At 64.0% G+C, this 20,204-nt stretch carries 21 protein-coding genes and 1 pseudogene; 12 read left to right on the plus strand and 10 right to left on the minus strand.

Annotated elements, in window-relative coordinates; genetic code table 11:
• Positions 1-104 precede the first annotated feature (104 nt).
• On the plus strand, positions 105-356 hold the full coding sequence (locus CAPSK01_RS10825) for a hypothetical protein (RefSeq protein ID WP_034926692.1): 252 nt from the start codon (positions 105-107) through the stop codon (positions 354-356).
• A gap of 19 nt (positions 357-375) precedes the next feature.
• Here the strand turns inward: CAPSK01_RS10825 and holA are convergent, their stop codons facing one another.
• The 6 genes from holA to CAPSK01_RS10855 all read right to left on the minus strand — a co-directional run bounded on the left by holA (position 376) and on the right by CAPSK01_RS10855 (position 6,856).
• Positions 376-1,380 (minus strand): DNA polymerase III subunit delta, encoded by a 1,005-nt coding sequence (gene holA, locus CAPSK01_RS10830; RefSeq protein ID WP_034926228.1) that lies wholly within the window; start codon positions 1,378-1,380, stop codon positions 376-378.
• An 11-nt stretch (positions 1,381-1,391) separates the two neighbouring features.
• A complete protein-coding gene (gene lptE / locus CAPSK01_RS10835) occupies positions 1,392-1,904 on the minus strand; it encodes an LPS assembly lipoprotein LptE (protein WP_034926230.1) in 513 nt (170 codons plus the stop codon).
• A gap of 19 nt (positions 1,905-1,923) precedes the next feature.
• The gene (gene leuS / locus CAPSK01_RS10840) at positions 1,924-4,539 is read right to left on the minus strand and encodes a leucine--tRNA ligase (RefSeq protein WP_034926232.1); all 2,616 of its coding nucleotides are present in this window, start codon (positions 4,537-4,539) and stop codon (positions 1,924-1,926) included.
• An 87-nt stretch (positions 4,540-4,626) separates the two neighbouring features.
• A complete protein-coding gene (locus tag CAPSK01_RS10845; protein ID WP_034926233.1) occupies positions 4,627-5,433 on the minus strand; it encodes a hypothetical protein in 807 nt (268 codons plus the stop codon).
• A gap of 62 nt (positions 5,434-5,495) precedes the next feature.
• A complete protein-coding gene (locus tag CAPSK01_RS22665) occupies positions 5,496-6,287 on the minus strand; it encodes a hypothetical protein (RefSeq protein WP_273703501.1) in 792 nt (263 codons plus the stop codon).
• Complete coding sequence (locus CAPSK01_RS10855; RefSeq protein WP_273703502.1) at positions 6,284-6,856, minus strand: sigma-70 family RNA polymerase sigma factor; 573 nt, start codon at positions 6,854-6,856, stop codon at positions 6,284-6,286. Before CAPSK01_RS10855 ends, CAPSK01_RS22665 begins: the two co-directional genes overlap by 4 nt.
• Positions 6,857-6,982: 126 nt before the next feature.
• Between CAPSK01_RS10855 and CAPSK01_RS10860 the strand changes: the two genes are divergently transcribed.
• Positions 6,983-7,915, plus strand: a complete 933-nt coding sequence (locus CAPSK01_RS10860; RefSeq protein WP_273703503.1) for a FecR domain-containing protein — start codon at positions 6,983-6,985, stop codon at positions 7,913-7,915.
• Positions 7,916-7,934: 19 nt separating this feature from the next.
• Here CAPSK01_RS10860 and CAPSK01_RS10865 read toward each other — a convergent pair whose 3' ends face one another.
• On the minus strand, positions 7,935-8,282 hold the full coding sequence (locus CAPSK01_RS10865; protein ID WP_034926238.1) for a hypothetical protein: 348 nt from the start codon (positions 8,280-8,282) through the stop codon (positions 7,935-7,937).
• Positions 8,283-8,796: 514 nt separating this feature from the next.
• On the opposite strand from CAPSK01_RS10865, the gene CAPSK01_RS10870 reads away from it, so the two are divergent.
• Positions 8,797-9,252 (plus strand): hemerythrin family protein, encoded by a 456-nt coding sequence (locus CAPSK01_RS10870; RefSeq protein ID WP_034926240.1) that lies wholly within the window; start codon positions 8,797-8,799, stop codon positions 9,250-9,252.
• A 91-nt stretch (positions 9,253-9,343) separates the two neighbouring features.
• On the opposite strand, the gene CAPSK01_RS10875 is transcribed toward CAPSK01_RS10870, so the two are convergent.
• The 3 genes from CAPSK01_RS10875 to CAPSK01_RS10885 form a co-directional block, all read right to left on the minus strand.
• On the minus strand, positions 9,344-9,667 hold the full coding sequence (locus CAPSK01_RS10875; RefSeq protein WP_034926695.1) for a cytochrome c: 324 nt from the start codon (positions 9,665-9,667) through the stop codon (positions 9,344-9,346).
• 148 nt (positions 9,668-9,815) lie between these two features.
• Positions 9,816-10,424: a hypothetical protein gene (locus tag CAPSK01_RS10880; protein WP_034926241.1), complete on the minus strand. Its 609-nt coding sequence runs from the start codon at positions 10,422-10,424 to the stop codon at positions 9,816-9,818.
• Positions 10,425-10,787: 363 nt separating this feature from the next.
• Complete coding sequence (locus tag CAPSK01_RS10885; RefSeq protein WP_273703504.1) at positions 10,788-11,543, minus strand: helix-turn-helix transcriptional regulator; 756 nt, start codon at positions 11,541-11,543, stop codon at positions 10,788-10,790.
• Positions 11,544-12,063: 520 nt separating this feature from the next.
• On the opposite strand from CAPSK01_RS10885, the gene CAPSK01_RS10890 reads away from it, so the two are divergent.
• From CAPSK01_RS10890 to CAPSK01_RS22680, 9 genes and pseudogenes are all read left to right on the plus strand, one after another.
• Positions 12,064-13,104 carry a sigma-54 dependent transcriptional regulator gene (locus CAPSK01_RS10890; protein WP_273703505.1) on the plus strand — a complete coding sequence of 347 codons (1,041 nt, stop codon included), beginning with the start codon at positions 12,064-12,066 and terminating at the stop codon, positions 13,102-13,104.
• 257 nt (positions 13,105-13,361) lie between these two features.
• Positions 13,362-13,619, plus strand: a complete 258-nt coding sequence (locus CAPSK01_RS10895) for a hypothetical protein (RefSeq protein ID WP_034926243.1) — start codon at positions 13,362-13,364, stop codon at positions 13,617-13,619.
• Entirely contained in the window at positions 13,609-13,758 is a 150-nt protein-coding gene (locus CAPSK01_RS22670; protein WP_273703506.1) for a hypothetical protein, read from the plus strand. Before CAPSK01_RS10895 ends, CAPSK01_RS22670 begins: the two co-directional genes overlap by 11 nt.
• Positions 13,759-13,767: 9 nt before the next feature.
• Positions 13,768-15,747, plus strand: coding sequence for a phage tail sheath C-terminal domain-containing protein (locus CAPSK01_RS10900; protein ID WP_034926245.1), 1,980 nt, complete (start codon positions 13,768-13,770; stop codon positions 15,745-15,747).
• A gap of 21 nt (positions 15,748-15,768) precedes the next feature.
• A complete protein-coding gene (locus CAPSK01_RS10905) occupies positions 15,769-16,278 on the plus strand; it encodes a phage tail protein (protein WP_034919658.1) in 510 nt (169 codons plus the stop codon).
• A 28-nt stretch (positions 16,279-16,306) separates the two neighbouring features.
• Positions 16,307-17,101, plus strand: coding sequence for a hypothetical protein (locus CAPSK01_RS22675; protein WP_273703507.1), 795 nt, complete (start codon positions 16,307-16,309; stop codon positions 17,099-17,101).
• Entirely contained in the window at positions 17,098-17,952 is an 855-nt protein-coding gene (locus CAPSK01_RS10915) for a hypothetical protein (RefSeq protein ID WP_034926247.1), read from the plus strand. The genes CAPSK01_RS22675 and CAPSK01_RS10915 overlap by 4 nt, the downstream gene beginning before the upstream one ends.
• Positions 17,953-17,955: 3 nt before the next feature.
• Positions 17,956-19,116 carry a Pvc16 family protein gene (locus CAPSK01_RS10920; RefSeq protein WP_034926250.1) on the plus strand — a complete coding sequence of 387 codons (1,161 nt, stop codon included), beginning with the start codon at positions 17,956-17,958 and terminating at the stop codon, positions 19,114-19,116.
• Positions 19,113-20,204: pseudogene (locus tag CAPSK01_RS22680) on the plus strand (hypothetical protein); the annotation flags it as partial. The gene CAPSK01_RS10920 and the pseudogene CAPSK01_RS22680, both read left to right, overlap by 4 nt.

The following is a 20,204-nucleotide window of genomic DNA, read 5'->3' on the forward strand; positions in this document are numbered from 1 at the left end:
TTTGGCGGAAGAATCGATTATAGCCACCGTCTGCGTGCATGCGTCAACGGAACCACTGCAAAGGAATGCACTCTCAGACCTATTGCCATTTGTCTGCGCCGATCATGAACAAGAAACTGATACTGCCTGCTGAAGTGAAAGTTTGCGCGACCTGCAGCTACTGGGATGGTGAGCGGATGGTCGATACCGAGTTGCGCCTGGTGGTGGTCGGCGAGGATGGTCAGGGTGAATGCCTGGTGCAGAGCAAGTTCAGCTGCGGGCTCAATGACGTGCGCCGGGAAACTGCCAGTTGCGCATGGGAACATCTGGCACCGGACACCGCGTCAGTCGACCTGGAAAGCGACAACGGCCGTTGAAGCTCGACACCGCGGTGCCTCAGGCGGCGGTGATGCGCAGGCCCAGTTGTCGGAACTCGTCCCAGACATCGCCGCCAGCGATGCCCTTGATCATCCGGTCGATGCGCGCGGCGTGCACCAGGGCGGCGGCTGCGCGCTCGCCGTCGACCCTCTGCAGCGCGCGTTTGATCAATCCCTGGCGCGCGCCCCATAGCCGTGCATCCTTCAACAGTGCGTCCAGCGGCTGGTCTCTCGCGAGTCCCGCACCGATCTGCGCCAGCAGGCGCACTTCTTCGGTCATCGCCCAGAGCACCAGGAGCGGTGCTTCACCTTCCTGCTGCAGGCCATCGAGGGTACGCGTCAGGCGCGCCACATCGCCGGCGAGCATCGCTTCACGCAGGCTGTCAAGGTCGTAACGGGCGACGTTGAGCACCGCCTCGCGAATCTGCTCCAGGCTCAGGGCGCCGGGCGGGTAGAGTACCCCGAGCTTGAGGATTTCCTGATGCGCCGCCAGCAGATTGCCTTCGACCCGCTCGGCAATGAACCGCAAGCCCTCTGCGGTAGCGCTTTGCTGCTGGCGGCGAAGGCGGCCAGCCAGCCACGCCGGCAATTCGGCCAGTGCTGGCGAGAGCAGCTTGACCACCGCCCCGGTGCTGGCCAGAGCGCCCATCCAGGCAGATTTCTCGTCCCGCCAGTCGACCTCGCTCATGGTCACCAGCAGCAGCGAATCCGGAGAGGGACGCGCGCAATACTCCTGCAGGGCCGCACTGCCCTCGCGTCCCGGCTTGCCGGTCGGGACGCGCAGGTCGATCAGCGTGCGACCCCCGAACAGCGACATGTTTCCTGCGGCATGGTAGAGGTCGTTCCAGTTGAAACCGGCGATCGCGGTAAGCACTTCGCGTTCGTCGAAACCGCGTCGGCGGGCTGCGGCGCGGATGGCATCGGCCGCCTCGATGATCAGCAGAGGTTCGTCGCCATGGACCAGATAGACCGGCTGCAGATCGCGTTCGAGATGTGCGGCGAGTTGATCGCCCTTGAGGTGCATGCCCGGCGACCTTACTCGGGAGCCGCCGCAAACACCGGTTTGCTGGCCGCCAGCCGGCGCATCAACTGCTGCACCAGGTCATTCTCCATGTCGCGCCAGAGCAGCTTCTCCTCCTGTTGCTTGGCCAGCACGTTGGAGTCATCGTAGGTGAGGTCGCGGACCAGTTCGATGCTGCTCGGCGCGACCAGGTCGCGGCCCTTGTCGTCGGTGATCCGATAGGTGTAGAGGTAACGCAGGCGTAGTTCGCTGACACGGCCCGTGCTCGATACCGAGAGAATCACCCGGTCACGAGACTCGGCTCCCGGGACCAGGGTCGCCTGTGCGTCGCTCGCCGTCAGCGCCACGCGCGTCGTTCCCGAGGCGCGGATGGCACGCTTGAGGCTGACGGCGATGACCGAATAGTCGGGCATGGCAATGAAAAGACTTTCGTAAGGCAGCGAATAAGCGCCCCGCAACTGGAAACCGCAACCGGCGAGCAGTATCAGCGCCAGGCCCAGCCCCACGGAATATAGCGCTGCACGCATCGGATGCTTTCGCAAAGTTTCAGGTGACGATATTGATCAGGCGACCGGGAACCATGATCAGCTTTCTGGGCGCGGTGCCGGCCAGATGCTTCTGTGCCGCTTCAGAGGCCAGCGCAGCGCTTTCGATGCTTGCCCGGTCAGCTCCCGCCGGCACCCGCAGGCTGCCGCGCAGCTTGCCGTTGATCTGCAGTACCAGTTCGATTTCGTTCTGCACCAGCGCGCTTGCGTCAGGTTTCGGAAAGGCCTGGCCGGAGAGGGTGTGGCCGGGTCTCAAGGCCGCGTAGAGCGCTTCGCAGATATGCGGCACGATCGGGTTGAGCATCAGCGTCACCGCTTCGAGCGTTTCCTGTCTGACGGCGCGCCCGGCGGCCGAGTCGTCGGCGATACGGCCATAAGCGTTGAGCAACTCCATGACTGCGGCGATGGCGGTATTGAACTGCTTGCGCCGCCCGTAATCGTCGGCGACCTTGCCGATCGTCTGGTGTAACTGCCGACGCAGGCCCTGCAGCTCGGTAGACAAATGCGCAGCCGGGGTCGGCGCCACCGGGCCAGCCGAGACATGCTCGTAGACGATTCGCCAGAGCCGCTTGAGGAAACGGAATGCCCCTTCGACGCCGGCGTCGGACCATTCCAGCGACTGGTCCGGTGGACTTGCGAACATGATGAACAGGCGCGCGGTATCAGCGCCGAACTGTTCGATCAGCGCCTGTGGATCGACGCCGTTGTTCTTCGACTTCGACATCTTCTCGATGCCGCCGACGATCACCGGCAGGCCGTCGGCGCGCAGCGTCGCGCCGACGGCTCGGCCACGTTCGTCATGCACGGCGTCGACCTCGGCGGGATTGAGCCATTGTTTCTTGCCATGGCTGTCCTCGCGGTAGAAAGTTGGCGCCACGACCATGCCCTGCGTCAGCAGATGGGCAAAGGGCTCGTCGAGCCGGTGCTCGCCAAACAGGCCGAGGTCGCGCATCAGCTTGGTCCAGAAGCGCGAGTAGAGCAGGTGCAGGATGGCGTGTTCGATGCCGCCGATGTACTGGTCGATGCCGCCCGCGCACCAGTAGGAGACGCGCTCGTCGACCATCGCGTGATCATTGTCCGGACAGCAATAGCGCAGGAAATACCACGAGGACTCGACGAAGGTATCCATGGTGTCGGTTTCGCGCCTTGCCTTGCCGCCGCATCCGGGACAGGTCGTCTCATAGAATTCGGGCATCCTGGCGAGTGGCGAACCGGCACCGCCAATCGTGATGTTCTCCGGCAGGACCACCGGCAGGTCCTGGTCAGGGACCGGCAGGTCGCCGCAGGTCGCACAGTGGATGATCGGAATCGGGCAGCCCCAGTAGCGCTGCCGGGAAATTCCCCAGTCGCGCAGGCGGAACTGGACCTTCTTCTCGCCCAGACCTTTGGCGGCGAGGTCGGCGGCGATGGCTTCGACTGCCGTCTTGCAATCCAGGCCGTCGTACTTGCCGGAGTTGACGCAGACGCCGCGCTGCTTGTCCGCGTACCATTCCTGCCAGCCATCGAGCGAGAAGGTCTCGCCCGCCACGGCAATCACCTGTTTGATCGGCAATCCGTATTTTCTGGCAAAGGCGAAGTCGCGCTCGTCGTGCGCCGGCACCGCCATCACTGCGCCGTCGCCGTAGCTCATCAGCACGTAGTTGCCGATCCATACCTCGATCTGTTCGCCACTCAGCGGATGCGTGACGAAAATGCCGGTCGGCAGGCCTTTCTTGTCCATCGTCGCCAGGTCTGCTTCGGCGACGCCACCCTGTTTGCATTCCTCGACAAAAGCCGCCACCCTGGGGTCGCGCGCTGCCGCGTAGGCAGCCAACGGATGCTCGGCAGCGACGGCGCAGAAGGTGACGCCCATGATGGTATCGGCGCGCGTCGTGAACACCCACAGCAGACCCGTCTCGCCATCGAGTTGATAGGGAAAGGCGAAGCGCACGCCGACGCTCTTGCCGATCCAGTTCTTCTGCATCAGGCGAACCTGCTCCGGCCAGCCGTCGAGATGGTCGAGGTCGGCCAGCAGTTCCTCGGCGTAGGCGGTGATCTTCATGTAATACATCGGGATCTCGCGCTTCTCGATCGGCGCACCCGAACGCCAGCCACGCCCATCGATGACCTGCTCGTTGGCCAGCACGGTCTGGTCGACCGGGTCCCAGTTGACGGTTCCCAGTCTCTGGTAGATCAGGCCCTTCTCGTACAGGCGGGTGAACAGCCATTGCTCCCAGCGGTAGTACTCGGGCCGGCAAGTGGCGATTTCGCGCTCCCAGTCGACCGCAAAACCCAGACGCTTGAGTTGCGTCTTCATGTAGTCGATGTTGGCGTAGGTCCATTGCGCCGGCGGCACATCATTCTGGATGGCGGCGTTTTCCGCGGGCATGCCGAAGGCGTCCCAGCCCATCGGCTGCAGGACATTGTAGCCGAGCATCCGGTGAAAGCGCGCGAGTACGTCGCCGATCGTGTAGTTGCGCACGTGCCCCATGTGCAGCTTGCCCGAAGGATAGGGGAACATCGACAGGCAGTAGTACTTGGGCCGACTGGCGTCCTCGAGGGCGCGCGCCGCGCCGCTCCGGTTCCAGAAGTCCTGAGCAGCGATTTCCACGTCCGCGGGTTGATACTTTTCCTGCATGGCCGGTCACAATCCAGAAAGAGGCTGAAGCGCGGATTATACGCATACGTGCTTGCGCTTGCCCTGATCGGGAGATTGCGAAGCGGCTCAGTTCCGCGGATCGGGCACGAAGCCGCCCGGAAAGGGTTTCGGAAACGGATTCGGCGTCGGCTGTTGCCGGGGCCGTGGAATGATGCCCTGGGCGAGCAGATTGGTATAGCTGTCGTAATGAATGGTCAGCACCTCGGAGGGCGCGTCACTGGCACGTCGAAACTCGGTGTATTGCGTCGGCGCGCTGATGCGTTCGCCGTGGCCGGTGCCCAGACGACCCTGACTCTCCGCCAGCTTGCCGGGCGCTGGCGAAGGCGTCGGCGCAACCGCCCTGGCCGCGGCGTTCGACGACGCGCTATCGGCAGCAGGAGCCTCGTCACGCTCCCGCGACGGCATCGTGACCTGCGGCGGCGGCAATGGCTCGGCTTCCCGATAGACGGCAACGCCAACCACACCGACGTTCTGTGGGCGGTCGGTGCGGCCGGCATAGCTGTCGGCAACGCTGGTGAAATAGAACGCGGCCACATCGTCCATGCTCTTGCGCCAGCCGGAGATCTCGGCCGATTGTCGCGCCACCAGGACGTAACCTGATTGTGAGGTGGCGGCAGTCTGGCCGCTGAGCGCATTGATGCCGTCAACCGAGAGCACGGTCAGCACACGACCGGCGCTCTTGTTGCGCAACATCACCGCGTAGCGGTTGCCGGGAGTCCCGACCACGTACAGGCGGCCGTGGTGGCGATAGACTTCCAGCGTCTGACCACTGCTGCGGTCGATGATGCCGACATCGACCAGTGCGCCGGCGTCGGCGATGCTGATGCAGCCGGCCAGCGGCAGGGCAGCGAAGAGGGCGGCGAGTTTTTTCATGATGGACTCCTTGGGTGATGTAATGACCATGTAAACGCCCGCCGCCGGTAAACGGGGTCAATTCATTGACGAAATTCGTCCGGTAGCGGGTAATCCGGGTTCGCCCGACGAAACTCCTGCAGTTGCCGTTCGGCTTCAAGGGTCTTGCCATCGCGCCGCAGTGCACGGATTTCGTCCAGCCAGACGCTGGCGCTGCGGCCGTTTTCGGTCTTGGCCAGTGCCGATGCTGCCGCTCGCTCGGCTGCAGGAGCTGAGTCGAGACGCCTTGCCGCCTGACTGTCGCTGACCGCGGCAGCGGGCGAAGGAGCGCTGTCCAGCACGGCTGGCGCCGCCGGTGCTGCGGCGGGCAAGGACTTGCGCGATGGGGTCGCGGCCAGCCCTGGTTCGGCAACGAGGTCGGATTGCAATGGACGGTCGCGCTCGCCAGTGCTGCCCGAGGGCTTTGCCAATTTGGCCTGCGCTTCGCTGGGCTGTGGAGATCGCGTGGCCGGCCTGGCCGGTTCAGGCGCGGCAGTGGAACCCGCCTGCTCGCGGACGCCACGACTCGGCGCCTCATGTCGCGCTGACGGGGTTTCCTGCTGCAGGTTCGGTGCCGGCGGCAGACCGCCTGGCTGCCGCTCCTGCAGCAAAGCCAGGGTGATGGTCAACAGCAAGGTCGTGGCAAGGGCCAGTGGTGTACGCCAGCGCAGCCACCAGGTGTCGCGATGTGGGTGTGCCGGCGATTCTGCCAGTGCCGCCCGTGCCGCCGCGAGAATGCGCTCGTCCGTGGCGCGTGACGGCTGCTCAGTCGCATGCTCTCGATATAATCGGGAGAGTTGCGGATCGCTCGGAGAATCCTCGGGGCGCTCGGTCATAACAGGTCCTGCAGCGAGTGTCTGAGTTTGGTCAGCGCATAGCGCAACCGGCTCTTGGTCGTTTCACGGCCGCTGTCGGTGGCGACGGCAATTTCCTCCAGGGTCAGCCCACCCTCTTCGGCGAGCAGAAAGACTTCGCGCTGGGTTGGTGGCAACGCTGCCAGCGCCAGGTTGATCCTTTGCGCCGCATGTTGCCGCTCGTGCAAGGCGTGCGGCGTCTCATGGCCGGGAGCCGGCAGGCAGGCAATCAGGTCGTCGACCTCATCCTGATCGTCAGTGTTCGGTGCCAACTGTGCCAGCGCTGGTGACGAATGTTTTCGGTAGTGATCGATCAGCCGGTGGCGTGCGATCCGGAAAACCCATGTCGAGAAGCGGGCCAGCGGCTGGTAGTCGGCGCGGGCCTTGACCACCTTGATCCAGACTTCCTGATAAAGTTCTTCGGCCACTGCCGGGTCACCGCATTGCTGCGCCAGATAGCGATAGAGCGAGCCGCGATAACGACGATAGAGCGTCGTGAACGCATCTGTATCACCCGCACAATAGGCCAGCATCAGTCGTTCGTCACTCAAGTCTGCTTGCATTGCGGCAGTCTAGCCGCTGTGCGAACAAACGCAAGCCGGCTCCACAGCTCGCGCAGGTTGCGCTGGGCACAATGTTAGAATCCCCTCCTTTCCCCTGGTCGCAAGGAACCGTCAATGAACAGGCATTGTATCTGCGCTCTTTTCGCCATGCTTACCGGGAGTCTGCTGCCGCAGGCAGCAAGCGCAGTAACGGGAGCCGACGCCATCGTGGACGGAGTGCTGATGCCTGCCTGGCTTGAGCGACTCGGCGTCCGGCAGGAGCTGACACCAGGGATGGTTCTGCAGAATCGCGATCGGGTGATCAGCGGCCCTGGGGCACGGGTCAGAATCCGGCTGGGCGATGGCAGTACGGTCGCAATCGCGGCCGACAGCCGCCTCGACCTGAACGCGCTTGGCGTACGTGCAGCGCAGGTGTTCACGGCCGCTCTGGATGTCCAGCAAGGCGCGGTGCGTTTCAGCACCAGCGCCTTTGCCAGGAATTATCGGCAGCGCGCTGTCAATCTGCGCGTTGGCACGCTGACTGCGGGAATCCGGGGAACCGATGTCCTGGGTAGAGTCGATGCGGAAGGTGACCGCATCTGTCTGCTGGAGGGAAGTATTGCGGTGCTGCACCCATTGGCGGAGGCACTGCAGATCGATGCTGCGCCAAGCTGCTACCTGGCACCAAAAGGGGATGCACCGGCGCCGATCGAGGCAGTCACTGCCGGCCAGCTCGCATCGCTGGCAGCGCAGACCGCGCTACCGGCGGCGCCCCCCGTTGCCGTGCGAACAGGCACGCTCCCGGCCGCCGGTCGCCACCCTACGCGTCGCGGTCGGTGGGCAGTCGAACTGGCAACGCTCAATAGCGAAGCAGCAACCTTGTCTTTGTACGACCGAGCACGTGCCGCCGGTTACCCGGTCCGGATCATGCCGCGAGCAAGTGCCGGCGGCGGCTACGATTACACCGTTCGTCTCACACAACTGCCGACACAGAGCGAAGCGAACGCATTGGCGGTGCAAATTGCAGATTCGCTGCAGATTGCCTTGCCGGTCGTGGTGCGTCACTGAGTCAAGCCTGCCGAGGCTCTCAGGCAGGGTGATGCGGACCCGGGAACATGCCGGTCCAGTTCGACAGGCCCAGTCTCATGATGTTCTCGAGGGTAATCATGTTCAGTTTCGAGATCCGGTTCTGGTGGCGCCACAGCCAGGAAATGCAGCTCCTGGTCCCGGCCGTTTGACGCACCACAGAGGACGTGCCCTCGGCTTCGGCGAAGTCGATAAAACGTTCCACAGCCAGGCGATAAAAATCCGAACTGTTGCAGCAGCCGGCGATGATTTCGGCTTCCCCAGCCGCACGGCGCCAAAGTTTGAGCGCAAGTTCTTCGCTGATGCCCGTTTTGTGGGCGATCCACGGCAAAATTTTTGGTGCTTTCATACAAGTACTCCTGAAAAACTGGCGATGCCAAACACTGCAAGCCGTCAACCGCGACCTTGTGAGCCAGAGTATTGTTGCAGCGCAGCATCATTATAGTGAGTGTTCATCCAAAAAGTTAGGCTTGTTTTTCAAATTTTTCAAATTTATTGGCCAGCCATGATCAGTAACGGCATACCCATGGAAAGTCTGATCGCTTTTTCTGCTGAATTAACACCCGAATCAGTGGTTGGCAGGGCCATTCCGGCCACGTCGCCAATCCTTGATCCGATGATAGCCTAGCACTGTCGCACGCGGCACGCCGTGAGGAAAGCCACGACGATACGAGAAATCGATGAAACGCCTGCTTCTGATCCCCGCCAGAAATCTCTGGCTGTTCGCAAGTTCTTGACGGACAGGCCATGGCCGGGAAGATACCGGCCTGACTTAAATCCGGTTTCTCTGGAGTTCTGGAGGTGGACCTTCTATACTGAGAGGATAATAAAGGATACCCATTGGTGACAAGAGGAGACTTGTGATGACCATGTACATTCCCGGCATGCTGCCGGACGGGCTGTTGGTCGATTTGCCGGAAGTCGACGCTCAGCATGAAGAAATCTTCAACTTCATTGACTTCCTCAAGACCAGCTGCTTTGAACACCATCACATGCCGGTCGACGAGTTCGGCAAGCTCCTCGATTACTTCGCGATCCATTTTGCCACCGAAGAACGGATTGCCGAGGAGGCGGGACTGGATTTCACCGACCATGCCAAGATCCATACCGATACGCTGCGCCTGTTGCACAAGGCTCTCGGTGAAGTCATCAACGGTGGGCAGGACGCGCATTCCTTCCTGCGCTTCTGCGAGTACTGGTTCGAACGTCACATCAGGGAGGATGACAAGCTGTTCATCTCTGCCCTGCAAGGCGGCGATTACGATCGTTCGGTTGGGCAGCGGCACGCTGCCAGCCCATGCTTTTCCGCTCAGGCCTGATTGAGCGCGAGAGCCTCGACGGCGGTACCAGGAGCCCGGTGGACAAGGGAAGCAACGCCGGGCCGTGCCCATTTCCGTTTCCGGCGAGCGGTTATTCGGGAAATCCGGCCAGCAACTGTTCGACGATCCAGCGTGCCTCCGCCTCGCTCAGGAAGCGCTGCCAGGGCGGCATCGGCGTCCCTGGCCGACCGTTGTAGATCGTAGCCACCAGCGAATCGACCGGTTTGTTCTGCAGCGACTGCGGTTTCAGCGAGGGTCCAAGACCGCCTTGCAGCGTCATGCCGTGGCACGAGCCGCAATCCTGGCGGACCAGATGCACGAGTTGCTTCTGGCGTTCGGCGTTCGGCGGCGGTGCAGCTTGCGCGAGCACGGTCGGCGAGCACAGCAGCAATACCAGAAAAAGGCAAGATGGCATGATGAGGCCGTGAGTCAGTTCGCTGCTTCGGCAGCGCAGGCAACAAAGGTGAAAAATACGTCCGGATTCCGCCATTCTAGCGGAAGACCTGACCCCTGCCGCTTGCGGGCGAGGGGAAGTTCGTCAGTCGCTGATGCGACCTCCCCCCTTAAACTCTGGTACTGACGACGTTTCCGACAGATGAAGCGCCGGGCAGGTTGCGGGCGAAGGCCAGCAGAAAGTCGGAAAGCGTCGCATTGCTGCTGCTCCCGCCGGCGGCGCTCAGGAGTTTCTGGAAGCTTTGCTGCAGCGCGTCTGCTGAGGAGTCGGACGATCCGGAGCCGGTCGAACTGCCAGGTGACGATGCCAACGTCTCGATCAGTCTCTGCATGTCCGACTGGATATTGTGGCGCGGGTCATCGGGGCTACCCGCGATCCTGCTGTTCGTGTCTTTCGTGGCGGCCCGGACGCTTTGAGCGTGCAAGGCAGCCATCAGGGTGTCCATGAATACGGCCAGAGCCTGTGCCGGATCCTCGGCCGAGGACGAGGCCGAAGCTGTAGCAGCAGTCTTCCCCGACGCACTCGAACTGCTGCCGACGCCGATTTTTGCCAAAGCCTGGGTAACCGCGTCGAGCATGCCAGCGCCGGCGGGAGGGCCGACGGGCGGGTACGCCTCGGCGCTGTTGCTGGCTTGCGCAGCGTTCGTTTCGCTGCTGCCGATCAGTTGACCCAGTCGGGAAATCCAGGCGCCGGCACTCAATACGCTGCCAATCAACATTGTCTTGTCCTGATAAAAAGTGGATCATCCCGGTCAACTGCTCCTGACCACCTGCGGTCGCGACGCACTTAAGCGCCGCGCTGCGATTTGCACGGCCACGCGAGCAGGCAAAACCGACCCGAGTGCCGCAGGAAGAAAAGCAATTTCTGGGCCAGACAGTCCTGAGGATTTTCCGACTGTACGCTGATTTCCGCGCCATACGCCGGTTGCAGGGATACAAATGCGCCCGCAAGCCTGGTCGCTGACAATGGGGGAGGCCGCGCCCGACATCATCACCACCACCTGAGGCAGCGGCTACCGGCAATCTTTGCCGTCGTTGCCGGTCAGGCCCATCCGCATGTCCCCGTCTGCGGTGTGACCGATTCACTCGTCGCGATCGCTGCCAGCGTCAGCGTCGCTGCTTCGATCCTGGTATCGGCTGCGCAGGGCCATGGCCATCTCGAAGGCTGCCTGCGTGAAGCTCAAAATTTCGGCAAATTCCTGGTCGCTAAGCGTACGTGCAGCGTCATTGCTGCGATAGATGTTGACGAACTGGTGTTCACGAACGGTTTGCAGCACCAGTTTGCCGATGCCCAGTTCTTCGAGACTGTTCCACACCTCGGGATGGGTCGTACGGGTAAAGCGCATCACGAAGCCAACCGGGTCATTGCGACCGAAAACCGCTGCCAGGCGCAGAATCAGTTCGAACGACAGGGCGATGCGGCCATTCTCGAGGGCCTCGATCAGCGAGGGATCCTTCAAGTCGATGGCGGCACCGACTTCGGCGATCGTCAGTCCGGCTGTCTCGCGCATCGAGCGAATCGCTGCACCGGTCTTGGCCCAGGCAGCAGGTTCAGCCATCCCCGGCAGCACCGCCCGCACGACTTCGCTGGCCGCGTCGATCGGATGCCCATCCTGCAGCGCCCGGCTGACCTTGCCGGCGGTCTGCAGGGCGCGACCGGCAACCCCGCTGGCTGCGCTGATGTCCAGCAACCTGCCGGCCATCGCACGCACCTGATCGACGAGACCTGGCTCGGTGGGTGAGGCAGTGTCGGGTTTCACCCGGGCGTCCAGCTTTCTGACGATGCGTTTGGCAGCAGCGTGCTTGCGTTTTTCCGATGGTGAAGGGGGGTTGGTCATATGTCATCCTGATTGGGACTGGTGCGGGAATTTCCTTGCGGCATGAACCCCGTTGCGGGCGACGAACTGTACGTAGCCATTGTAGTCACAACAGACACCAAAGCAATCCCGGAACCGAGGATGACGACAAGCCTCAACATATCCTGTTGACAGCGTGGCTACTGGATGTCGGGTATTTCCACGTGCAAGGCGAAACTCTTTGCGACCGGCTCAATTCGGGCAACCGCATCGTTCCGATCGACGGAGGTCCGGGTTGGGCTGCAACGGGCCATCGTGTCTGGCGCACCAGGCGATGCCCGTAATGCGATTCGGGCGATTCGACTGGCCTGTCACCCCGTTCCTGTGACTCGGGTCTGATCAAAAAATCTCAATTAACAGAGCATGTTCGCAACTAATACGGATTCCGGGCCTCGAACTTGACTTGGTGGCGTTGCCCGGTCAAGATGCCTTGTCGGCAGTCCGAGAAACACGGTGTCCGGTGCCCCACCATGCCAGAAAGAACGACCAGTGGAGGAACGAGATGATGTTTGAGGATCGCTATGCTGCCCCGATCTTTGTCGGAGAATCCCCGGCCTTCCGCCAAGTATTGTCATTCATCGCCAAACTTGCCCGTTGCGATGCACCGGTGCTCATCGAGGGTGAAACCGGGACTGGCAAGGAACTGGCGGCGCGTGCCATCCACTATTCCGGGGCACGCGGCAGCGCCCCTTTCGTTCCGATCAACTGCGGTGCCATCCCCGACAATCTGGTCGAAAGCGAGTTGTTCGGACATGTCCGGGGCGCTTTCACCGATGCCCGAGAGGCACGCAGCGGGGTGGTGGCGCAGGCGGAAGGCGGGACGCTGTTCCTCGACGAGATCGAAGCCCTCGGGGCACATGCCCAGGTCGCGCTGCTACGCTTTCTGCAGGACCTCGAATATCGGCCGGTGGGCGGCTCGGTATCCCGGCGTGCCAATGTCCGCGTGCTCGCTGCCAGCAATACCGACCTGGCCGCACTGACCCGTCAGGGCGGCTACCGGCAGGACCTGCTGTTTCGTCTCAAGGTGCTGGTTCTCGACATGCCGCCGCTGCGCGTGCGTGGGGATGATGCCTTGCTGCTTGCCGAGGCTTTTGTCGCGCGCTATTGCAGCCGCTATGGCCTGCCCGCGATTCCCATCAATCCGCACAGTCTGGCGCACCTGCGCGGGTATGACTGGCCGGGCAATGTGCGTGAACTGGAGAACATGGTGCACCGGGAATTGTTGCTCAACGAGGGGGAAACCCTGTCTCTGAATATACCGTCGGTGCCGCCGTTGTGCGGCACGACCGCAGCACCGGTGACCGAACCCGTTCAGGTCACGGATTTCCGTCAGGCCAAAGCCGAAGCCATTGCTCGATTCGAACGATCGTACCTCAGTCACCTGCTCGCCACCACCGCCGGTAACATCAGTCTGGCCGCGCGTCTTTGCGGTCAGGACCGCAGCCGGCTCAACAAGCTGGTTCGCAAATACGGACTCGCACGCTCCAGCTTCACTGAGGACGCGACGGCCCAGTGGGCCAAGAACGCTCTCGAAAGCACTTGACTTAAGCGTTCGGCGCCCAACCCGCAGGCGAAATTCAGCTTCGTTCCCGATCTCCCCGGCATGGCATTGGCGCAGGGCGGGTTCGCAAGCGCGGGTCATTTTTGACCCAGTGTGTCCGAAGCGCCCCGCATTGCACCGCCACAGCGCTTCGCTGCTGCAAGGTATGCGATTGATTCATAGAAAGAAAAATGAATCTGGTGTGACTGGCACAGACCTTGCTGTACTGAGTCAGCATTCTTGCCGATGCGGGGGGGTGAATGATCTGGAAGGGAAATGGCGCCACAGATGTGGAGACGGCAATCCTGGCTTACCTGGCGGCGCATCCGGACGCGGCCGATAACGCTGTCGGAGTACAACAATGGTGGTTGCCGCGCCGCTTGGTCGACGCTTCCCTGCATGATGTCGAAACAGCGTTGGCGGCAATGACCGAGCAGGGGAGGCTGACGGAGATTCGGCTGCCCGACGGCAGCGTCATCTTCGCTTCCGGGCACGCCAAGGAACGAAATGATGGATGACTGGAGCGAGGCAGGCGCCAAGGTGAATGTGAATGCCACCTGGCGGTTGTCGGTGGCGACGGCGAAAGACAAGGCATGGCAGGCAGGGAGTTCCCAGCGTCGATTGCAGACGCTCGGCCCGGGTATCCGAATGTTCTAGGAGGCACACATGGTGCAAGTGACTTATCCAGGCGTCTACATCCAGGAAGTGTCGAGCGGGGTGCACACGATCACCAGCGTGGGCACCTCGATCACCGCGTTCATCGATTTTTTCCGCGAAGGGCCGACGGACGCGGCCGTCGAGATCTTCGGGACGGCCGATTTTCAGCGTATCTACGGCGGCCTGGACGATCGCAGCGAGGCCAGCTACGCGATCGCGCAGTACTTCCTGAACGGCGGTAGCTCGGCCTTGGTGGTGCGGGTCGCCAACGGCGAAGCGGCGGCCGGTGCGGCGCTGCACATGCTGCCTGCGCCCGACGAGGTGTTGCTGGCCGAGGCCGCGAACGCGGGGCTGTGGGGCAACCATGTGCGCATCGATGTCGATTACGCCACCGTCGACCCGGAACACACCTTCAACCTCGCGATCACCCGCTATGACAGCAATGCGGCCAACGCCAAGCCGCTGGCGAGCGAGCGTTACCTGAACCTGACCATGGACACGACGCAGCCGCGGTATGCGGTCAAGGTGGTCAACGACAGTTCGAAACTGGTCAAGCTGCGTGCCGGCAGCGCCGCGGCTGCAGGCAAGCGGCCTGCCGCTGGCGGCACCCTCGGAGCGGCCATCAGCCCGGCGACGCTGGCCGCTCTGAATGCTCTCTCCGGCAAGCAGTTCAAGCTGACCCTGGGCGCGCTGCCGACGCGCGATGCGACGCTCGTGGACTGGTCGGCAGGCGGGAAGACGGTGAGCACCCTGGCGCAATTGCGGGGCTATATCGAGCAGGCCATTCGCACGTCGGTTTCCGGCACGACGAGCGTACCGGCGCCATTGGCCGGGGCGACCGTCGAAGTGGTGGGGACCAATCGTCTGCGTGTGTTGACGAGCAGGACCGCGACGGCTTATTCGCCGACCGACCGGCTGACCATTACCGACTTCAGTGGCGCCGATACGACCGCGGGCGATCTCGGCTTCGACGCCGCCGCCGTGGTCAATGTACAGCAATACCCGCTGGGTTCGGGCGCGGCGGGTGGTCCGGCAACGGTGATCGCCGCCTTGGTGGTCGGCACCACCGGCAGCGACGGCACGGCGCCCGGCGCGACCGACCTGATCGGCAATCCGGCGCTCAACACCGGCATTTACGCGCTCGACCGTGTCGACCTGTTCAACATCCTGTGCATCCCGCGTGCGGTGGCCGACGGCGTGGCCGAGACGGATACCCTCGCGATCTACAGCGCAGCGCTCGCTTTCTGCGAACTCAAGCGCGCCTTCCTGCTGATCGACGTACCCACGGGCATCGACGAGACGCAGGAGGTCAAGGACTGGCTGGACAGGTTTGCCGGGCTACGCCACCGCAACTCGGCAGTATATTTCCCACGCACGCAGGTTCCCGATCCGGTCAATGATTTTCGTCTGCGCTCGATCGCCGCCAGCGGCACGATGGCCGGCATCTACGCCCGCACCGACAGCCAGCGTGGTGTCTGGAAGGCACCGGCCGGCATCGAGGCGGTGCTCAACGGTGTGGCGCAGCTCGATGCCAAGCTCACCGACGCCGAGAATGGCGTGCTCAACCCGCTGGCCATCAACTGCCTGCGCACCTTCCCGGTATATGGTGGCGTGGCCTGGGGCGCACGCACGCTGGTCGGCGCCGACCAGATGGCCTCGGAATGGAAGTATGTGCCGATCCGCCGCCTGGCGCTGATGCTCGAAGAGTCCTTGTTCCGTGGCACCAAATGGGTGGTGTTCGAGCCCAATGACGAACCGCTGTGGGCCAAGATCCGGCTCAACGTCGGCGCCTACATGAATTCGCTGTTCCGCCAGGGCGCTTTCCAGGGTGCCACTCCGAAGGAAGCCTACTTCGTCAAGTGCGACGGCGAAACCACCAACCAGGACGACCGCAACAAGGGCATCGTCAACATCCAGGTCGGCTTTGCGCCGCTGAAGCCCGCCGAGTTCGTCGTCATCAGTATCCAGCAGATCGCCGGCGATCTGTAACCCCGCGCGGAGAACCAAGTCATGGCCAATACCGGATTCGTTGTCAACGCCACCCGCGTCGACCCCTACAAGAACTTCAAATTCCGCGTGCTGTGGGATGGCAAGACGGTCCTCGGCGTCTCCAAGGTCGGCTCGCTCAAGCGCACCACCGAAGTCGTCAAACATCGCAGCGGCGGGCAGAACAGCTATGACCACAAGTCGCCCGGTCGCTCCAGCTACGAAGGCGTCACACTGGAGCGCGGCATCACCCACGATATCGAATTCGAGAAGTGGGCGAACGCGGTGCAGAGTTATGCCGGCGATGCGGCGATGGACCTGGCCGGTTACAAGAAGGACCTGACGCTAGAGGTGCTCAACGAGAAGAGTCAGGTGGCGCTGCGCTATTTCCTCTATCGCTGCTGGGTCAGCGAGTTCGTCACCTTGCCCGACCTCGATGCGAACGCCAACGCGGTTGCCATCGAGCACATCAAGATCGAACTCGAAGGCTGGGTGCGCGACGTCGATACGCCCGAGCCGAACGAAGCGGGTTGATGTCGGATCGGGCGGACGGAGCCGCGGCATGAACGAGCCCAAGGCCACGTTTACGGCGCCTGCCGCACAGCGCTGCTGCGCGCGAGCCTTCGGCAGCGCTGCTTGCGACCTCGACATCGCCTTCGACGTCGTCGACCGGGCGAGCGCCGTGACCGCCTTGCTGGTGAGCTGTGTGTCGGACACGCAGGGTCGTGCCATCGGCATCGACGAGCCCTGGACCTGGACTCTGAATCAGCGTCTGCAGGCACTGATCGCGATGCGCCTGGCTGCGGGCGACGCCATCATCGAGTTGCAGGTGGCGTGCAGCGCGTGTGGCGAAGCCATGGCTCTCGACCTGGATCTGCGCACCTTCGCCGGCGACCCGGCAGCGCCGCGCTTTACCTGGTATGACGACGACGGCACCGAGGTGTCGTTGCGCCTGCCCTGCGCTGATGATCTGCGGCGCTGGCGGCGCGACGGTGTGCTGGCGCAGGAGACGCTCGCCGCATCGCTGATCGAAAGTGTCGCCGGGCAAGCGGTGGGCGCGGATCATCACCCGCCGGCAGGCTGGCTGAGTGCGCTCGACGATGCCTTCGCCGCGCACGATCCGCTCACCGCCCTGCAGTTACAGACCCGCTGCCCGGCCTGCGATCACGACCAGCCGGTCGCCTGCGACCTCGAAGCATGGCTGCTCGACGGCTTCGCGGGCACGCAAGCGAAAATGCTCGAAGAGGTGCTGCAGCTCGCGTCTGCCTTCCACTGGAGTGAAGCGGAAATTCTCGCGCTGCCGCGCTGGCGTCGCGCGCACTACCTGCAGCAAATCGCTGCCCGGGGCTGGGCATGAGCGGCTATTTCGCGAGACTTGCCGCACAGATCGATGCGCGTGTCGAGACCGTTCCGCGGGCGCAGGCGATCAAGCCGCTCGAACAGCAGGTCGAAGTGCCGGCGCCGAACGCCGATACGACGGCAGCGCCCGCGGCGATGGCCCCGGTGTCGGCAGTGCTCTTTCCACCGGTCGCGCACGATGCCCACGGCGTCCCTGGTCCGCACGTGCCGCCGCCACCGCCAGCAACCCTGCCAGTCCGGCAGCGCGCCGAGTCTGCACCGCCCGTGCCCGCGCCGGCGATGGCTGGCACCCCGTCTTCCGAGGCTGCGCGCTTGCCGACCTCAACATTGCGGCACGATGTGCTGGCGGTTGCGCCGGCTGGCGTGACCTTGGCCAGGGGAATCGATGCACGGCTGACGTCGCCCCTGTCGTCCCTGTCGTCCCTTTCCCGGCAGCGTGTCGCGCGGCACCCGTCGGATGACGCGGCGAACCCGCCCCCCCTCCGGGTCGACGCAGCGCCCCCTCTCGATGCCGGATCGATGCTCGCGCAGCTCGGCGTGCAATGGGCACCGGGAACGCCCTTCGCCGCGGCAGAGCCAGCGCGTCGCGAGGCAATGAGCAGCAGCGAGCCGGCGACATCGGTCGCGACGCCGGTGCCACGTGTCGATTTCACCCACCTGGAGCAGCGCGCCACGGCAACTGCCGCCATCGACCCCGTTCCCGCTGCGCGCAACGAAATCCGCATCGGCACCCTCGCGCTCACAGTACGCGCCCCTGAGCCGGCGCCTGCAGCGGTGCCGCAGCCGGTGTTCGCAGCCATTCCGGCGCCGCGCTTTTCGTTGCAGCGCCATTACCTGCGCTGGGCCTGAGCCGTGTCGCTCGCCGCCAGCAGCGAGGCAATCGGTGCCGTCAGCGAACTGCTGAAAGTGCAGCTCGCGGCCAGGACCGGCATCAACGCGGTGGCCGTGGGCCGCCCCGAGGATGCCAGCAAGGCTGCAGTGGTCGGCGGCGGTGGCAGCTTCAACCTCTTCCTTTACCGCATCAGCATCGACGCCAACCTACGCAACCGCCCGCTCGATGCCGGACAGGCGCCACCGGTGTGGTTGGTGCTGCACTACCTGCTGACCGCCTTCGACGGTCCCGAGAGCGACTCGATCGTCGCACATCGGCTGCTCGGTCGTGGCCTGCTCGCCCTCAATGCGCTGAGCATCGTGCGGCCGGACGCGAGCAACAGCGTGCTCGCCAGCAACCCCGATCCGCTACGCCTGACCTTCGATGAGGCCGATGTGGAACTGCTCTCGCGGATCATGCAGGGCAGTGACGAGAAATTCCGCGTCGCGGCTGCATTCCAGGTCCGCCCGGTGATGCTGGCGTCCACCGCAGAGGCACCGGACTATGCGCTGCCGGTCAGGAGCATCGGCAAGCCGCTGCCACCACCGCAACCGTACGAAGGCGCGAGCGTGCTGCCGAGTCTGGGCGCGCGCGTCCGTGCGATCGAACCCGAGCGCTTCAGCGCCGGCCAGTCGATCGTGTTGCGCGGCAGCGAACTCGCAGGCTACGACCAGATCCTGGTCGGCGCGTCGACTTATCCAGCAACGAGTACGCTCGATGGTGCGCTGACAGCGACCATTCCGCTTGCCGACACGATCAGCGCCGGCAGCTACCCGGTCTGCGTCGCACGCACCCTGCCCGACGGTCACCAGCTGAGCAGCAACGCGGTGGCCGGCCACCTGCTGCCGCGCGTCACCTCGGTCAACCTCGCCGGGCCGCTGACGCCGGTGCTCGGCAGACTTGCCGGCACCTTCCTGGTGCACGGCAGCCAGCTCGGTGGCGCCACCGCCGCGACCTATGCGGCACTCTATCTGCAGGGCAAGGCGCAGTTGCTGCTCGAGCCGCAGCCCGGTGGCACGGCGACGACGCTCACGTTCACGGTGACCGATACGCAGGCGCTGGCTCCCGATCCGAACTACCGCGTCATTCTGCGCGTCAATGGCGAGCAGGCGCTCGACTCACCGCTGCTGAGCTGGACATGAACGCGCCGCTCGCATCCACACCGGTGTTGATGAACCCCGACGTTGCCGTTGCCGACCCGGCCTGTGCGCTCTGGCTGGCACAAGTGACGCTGCGGTTGCGGCGCGAAGTGGCATGGTGCTGGCATCAGCGCGGCGCAGACGCCGAACCCCTGCCAGGTGCGCTGCCGCCCGTCGGTGATGCACTGCAGGACAGTCTCGACCTCGCGCGCTTCCGTGACGAGAAGCGTGCATTTTTCGACCGCGACATCGCCGCGCGTTATCTGAGCGAGCGCCTCGCCGCGCTCGAACCTGCGCGTTTGCGCCCGCGCCGCCGCGGTGATTGGACCTGGCTGGCCAGCGAATGTGCGCTGACCGCTGCCGCACAATTCGTGTTGGCCTGCGCGCTGGCCGGGCGTGCCGATGCCTCGATCGGCGCCGTCTGCGCGGCGTGCCAGAACGATCTGTCGCGCCCCTGGCCGACGCTGGCGCTGGCGCAGCGGCTCTGGGACGATCCGCTGGCGATCGCCGCCTGTGCCGACGCGGGCCACGCCCTGTTTCGCCACGGCCTCGTGCAGTTGCCGGCCGGGCGAGATTCGCTCGACTGGCAGCAGCCGCTGGAGATGCCGGCGCTGGTCGCGCAAGCCTTGCTCGATGGCCAGAGCCTGCCGACGGGAATGCTGCGCCAAAGCGACATGGCGCCCGGCGAGTTGCCGCAGGAACTACTGCCGCTGCTGGCGCGTCTGCGCTCCGATGTCCCGACAGCGATGCAGCTCCTGCCCCTGCAGGCGCCGCGTGGCACCGACTTTGCTGCCTGGGCGGAGGCGCTCGCGCGGGCGAGTGGGCGCGCTCTGATGATTCTTTCCGACGACGTGACGCCGGATCGGCCCGGTCTTGGCGCGCTCGCCACCGCCTGCTGGATGCAGGGTGCCGACCTGTTGCTGCCCGAGCATTGGCAGGCGTGTTGCGGCGCCGGTGTTTCCGAGCACTGGTTCGCGCCGCTGGCCGCTTTGCCGTTGCGCTGGTATTTGCCGGTGGTCGACGGCGGCATGGCGGTGCGCGGTGTGCCGGCGTCGCTGTTGCTGCCGACCTGCCTGTTGCCGCCGCTCGAC

The sequence above is a fragment of the Candidatus Accumulibacter vicinus genome, from assembly GCF_000584955.1.
GTDB lineage: Bacteria > Pseudomonadota > Gammaproteobacteria > Burkholderiales > Rhodocyclaceae > Accumulibacter > Accumulibacter vicinus.

Excerpts from the sequence above, each read along its gene's own strand:
- CAPSK01_RS10825 (WP_034926692.1), top strand. The coding sequence starts at position 105 with ATGAACAAGAAACTGATACTGCCTGCTGAAGTGAAAGTTTGCGCGACC.
- holA (WP_034926228.1), bottom strand. The coding sequence starts at position 1,380 with ATGCACCTCAAGGGCGATCAACTCGCCGCACATCTCGAACGCGATCTG.
- lptE (WP_034926230.1), bottom strand. The coding sequence starts at position 1,904 with ATGCGTGCAGCGCTATATTCCGTGGGGCTGGGCCTGGCGCTGATACTG.
- leuS (WP_034926232.1), bottom strand. The coding sequence starts at position 4,539 with ATGCAGGAAAAGTATCAACCCGCGGACGTGGAAATCGCTGCTCAGGAC.
- CAPSK01_RS10845 (WP_034926233.1), bottom strand. The coding sequence starts at position 5,433 with ATGAAAAAACTCGCCGCCCTCTTCGCTGCCCTGCCGCTGGCCGGCTGC.
- CAPSK01_RS22665 (WP_273703501.1), bottom strand. The coding sequence starts at position 6,287 with ATGACCGAGCGCCCCGAGGATTCTCCGAGCGATCCGCAACTCTCCCGA.
- CAPSK01_RS10860 (WP_273703503.1), top strand. The coding sequence starts at position 6,983 with ATGAACAGGCATTGTATCTGCGCTCTTTTCGCCATGCTTACCGGGAGT.
- CAPSK01_RS10865 (WP_034926238.1), bottom strand. The coding sequence starts at position 8,282 with ATGAAAGCACCAAAAATTTTGCCGTGGATCGCCCACAAAACGGGCATC.
- CAPSK01_RS10870 (WP_034926240.1), top strand. The coding sequence starts at position 8,797 with ATGACCATGTACATTCCCGGCATGCTGCCGGACGGGCTGTTGGTCGAT.
- CAPSK01_RS10875 (WP_034926695.1), bottom strand. The coding sequence starts at position 9,667 with ATGCCATCTTGCCTTTTTCTGGTATTGCTGCTGTGCTCGCCGACCGTG.
- CAPSK01_RS10880 (WP_034926241.1), bottom strand. The coding sequence starts at position 10,424 with ATGTTGATTGGCAGCGTATTGAGTGCCGGCGCCTGGATTTCCCGACTG.
- CAPSK01_RS10885 (WP_273703504.1), bottom strand. The coding sequence starts at position 11,543 with ATGACCAACCCCCCTTCACCATCGGAAAAACGCAAGCACGCTGCTGCC.
- CAPSK01_RS10890 (WP_273703505.1), top strand. The coding sequence starts at position 12,064 with ATGATGTTTGAGGATCGCTATGCTGCCCCGATCTTTGTCGGAGAATCC.
- CAPSK01_RS10895 (WP_034926243.1), top strand. The coding sequence starts at position 13,362 with ATGATCTGGAAGGGAAATGGCGCCACAGATGTGGAGACGGCAATCCTG.
- CAPSK01_RS22670 (WP_273703506.1), top strand. The coding sequence starts at position 13,609 with ATGATGGATGACTGGAGCGAGGCAGGCGCCAAGGTGAATGTGAATGCC.
- CAPSK01_RS10900 (WP_034926245.1), top strand. The coding sequence starts at position 13,768 with ATGGTGCAAGTGACTTATCCAGGCGTCTACATCCAGGAAGTGTCGAGC.
- CAPSK01_RS10905 (WP_034919658.1), top strand. The coding sequence starts at position 15,769 with ATGGCCAATACCGGATTCGTTGTCAACGCCACCCGCGTCGACCCCTAC.
- CAPSK01_RS22675 (WP_273703507.1), top strand. The coding sequence starts at position 16,307 with ATGAACGAGCCCAAGGCCACGTTTACGGCGCCTGCCGCACAGCGCTGC.
- CAPSK01_RS10915 (WP_034926247.1), top strand. The coding sequence starts at position 17,098 with ATGAGCGGCTATTTCGCGAGACTTGCCGCACAGATCGATGCGCGTGTC.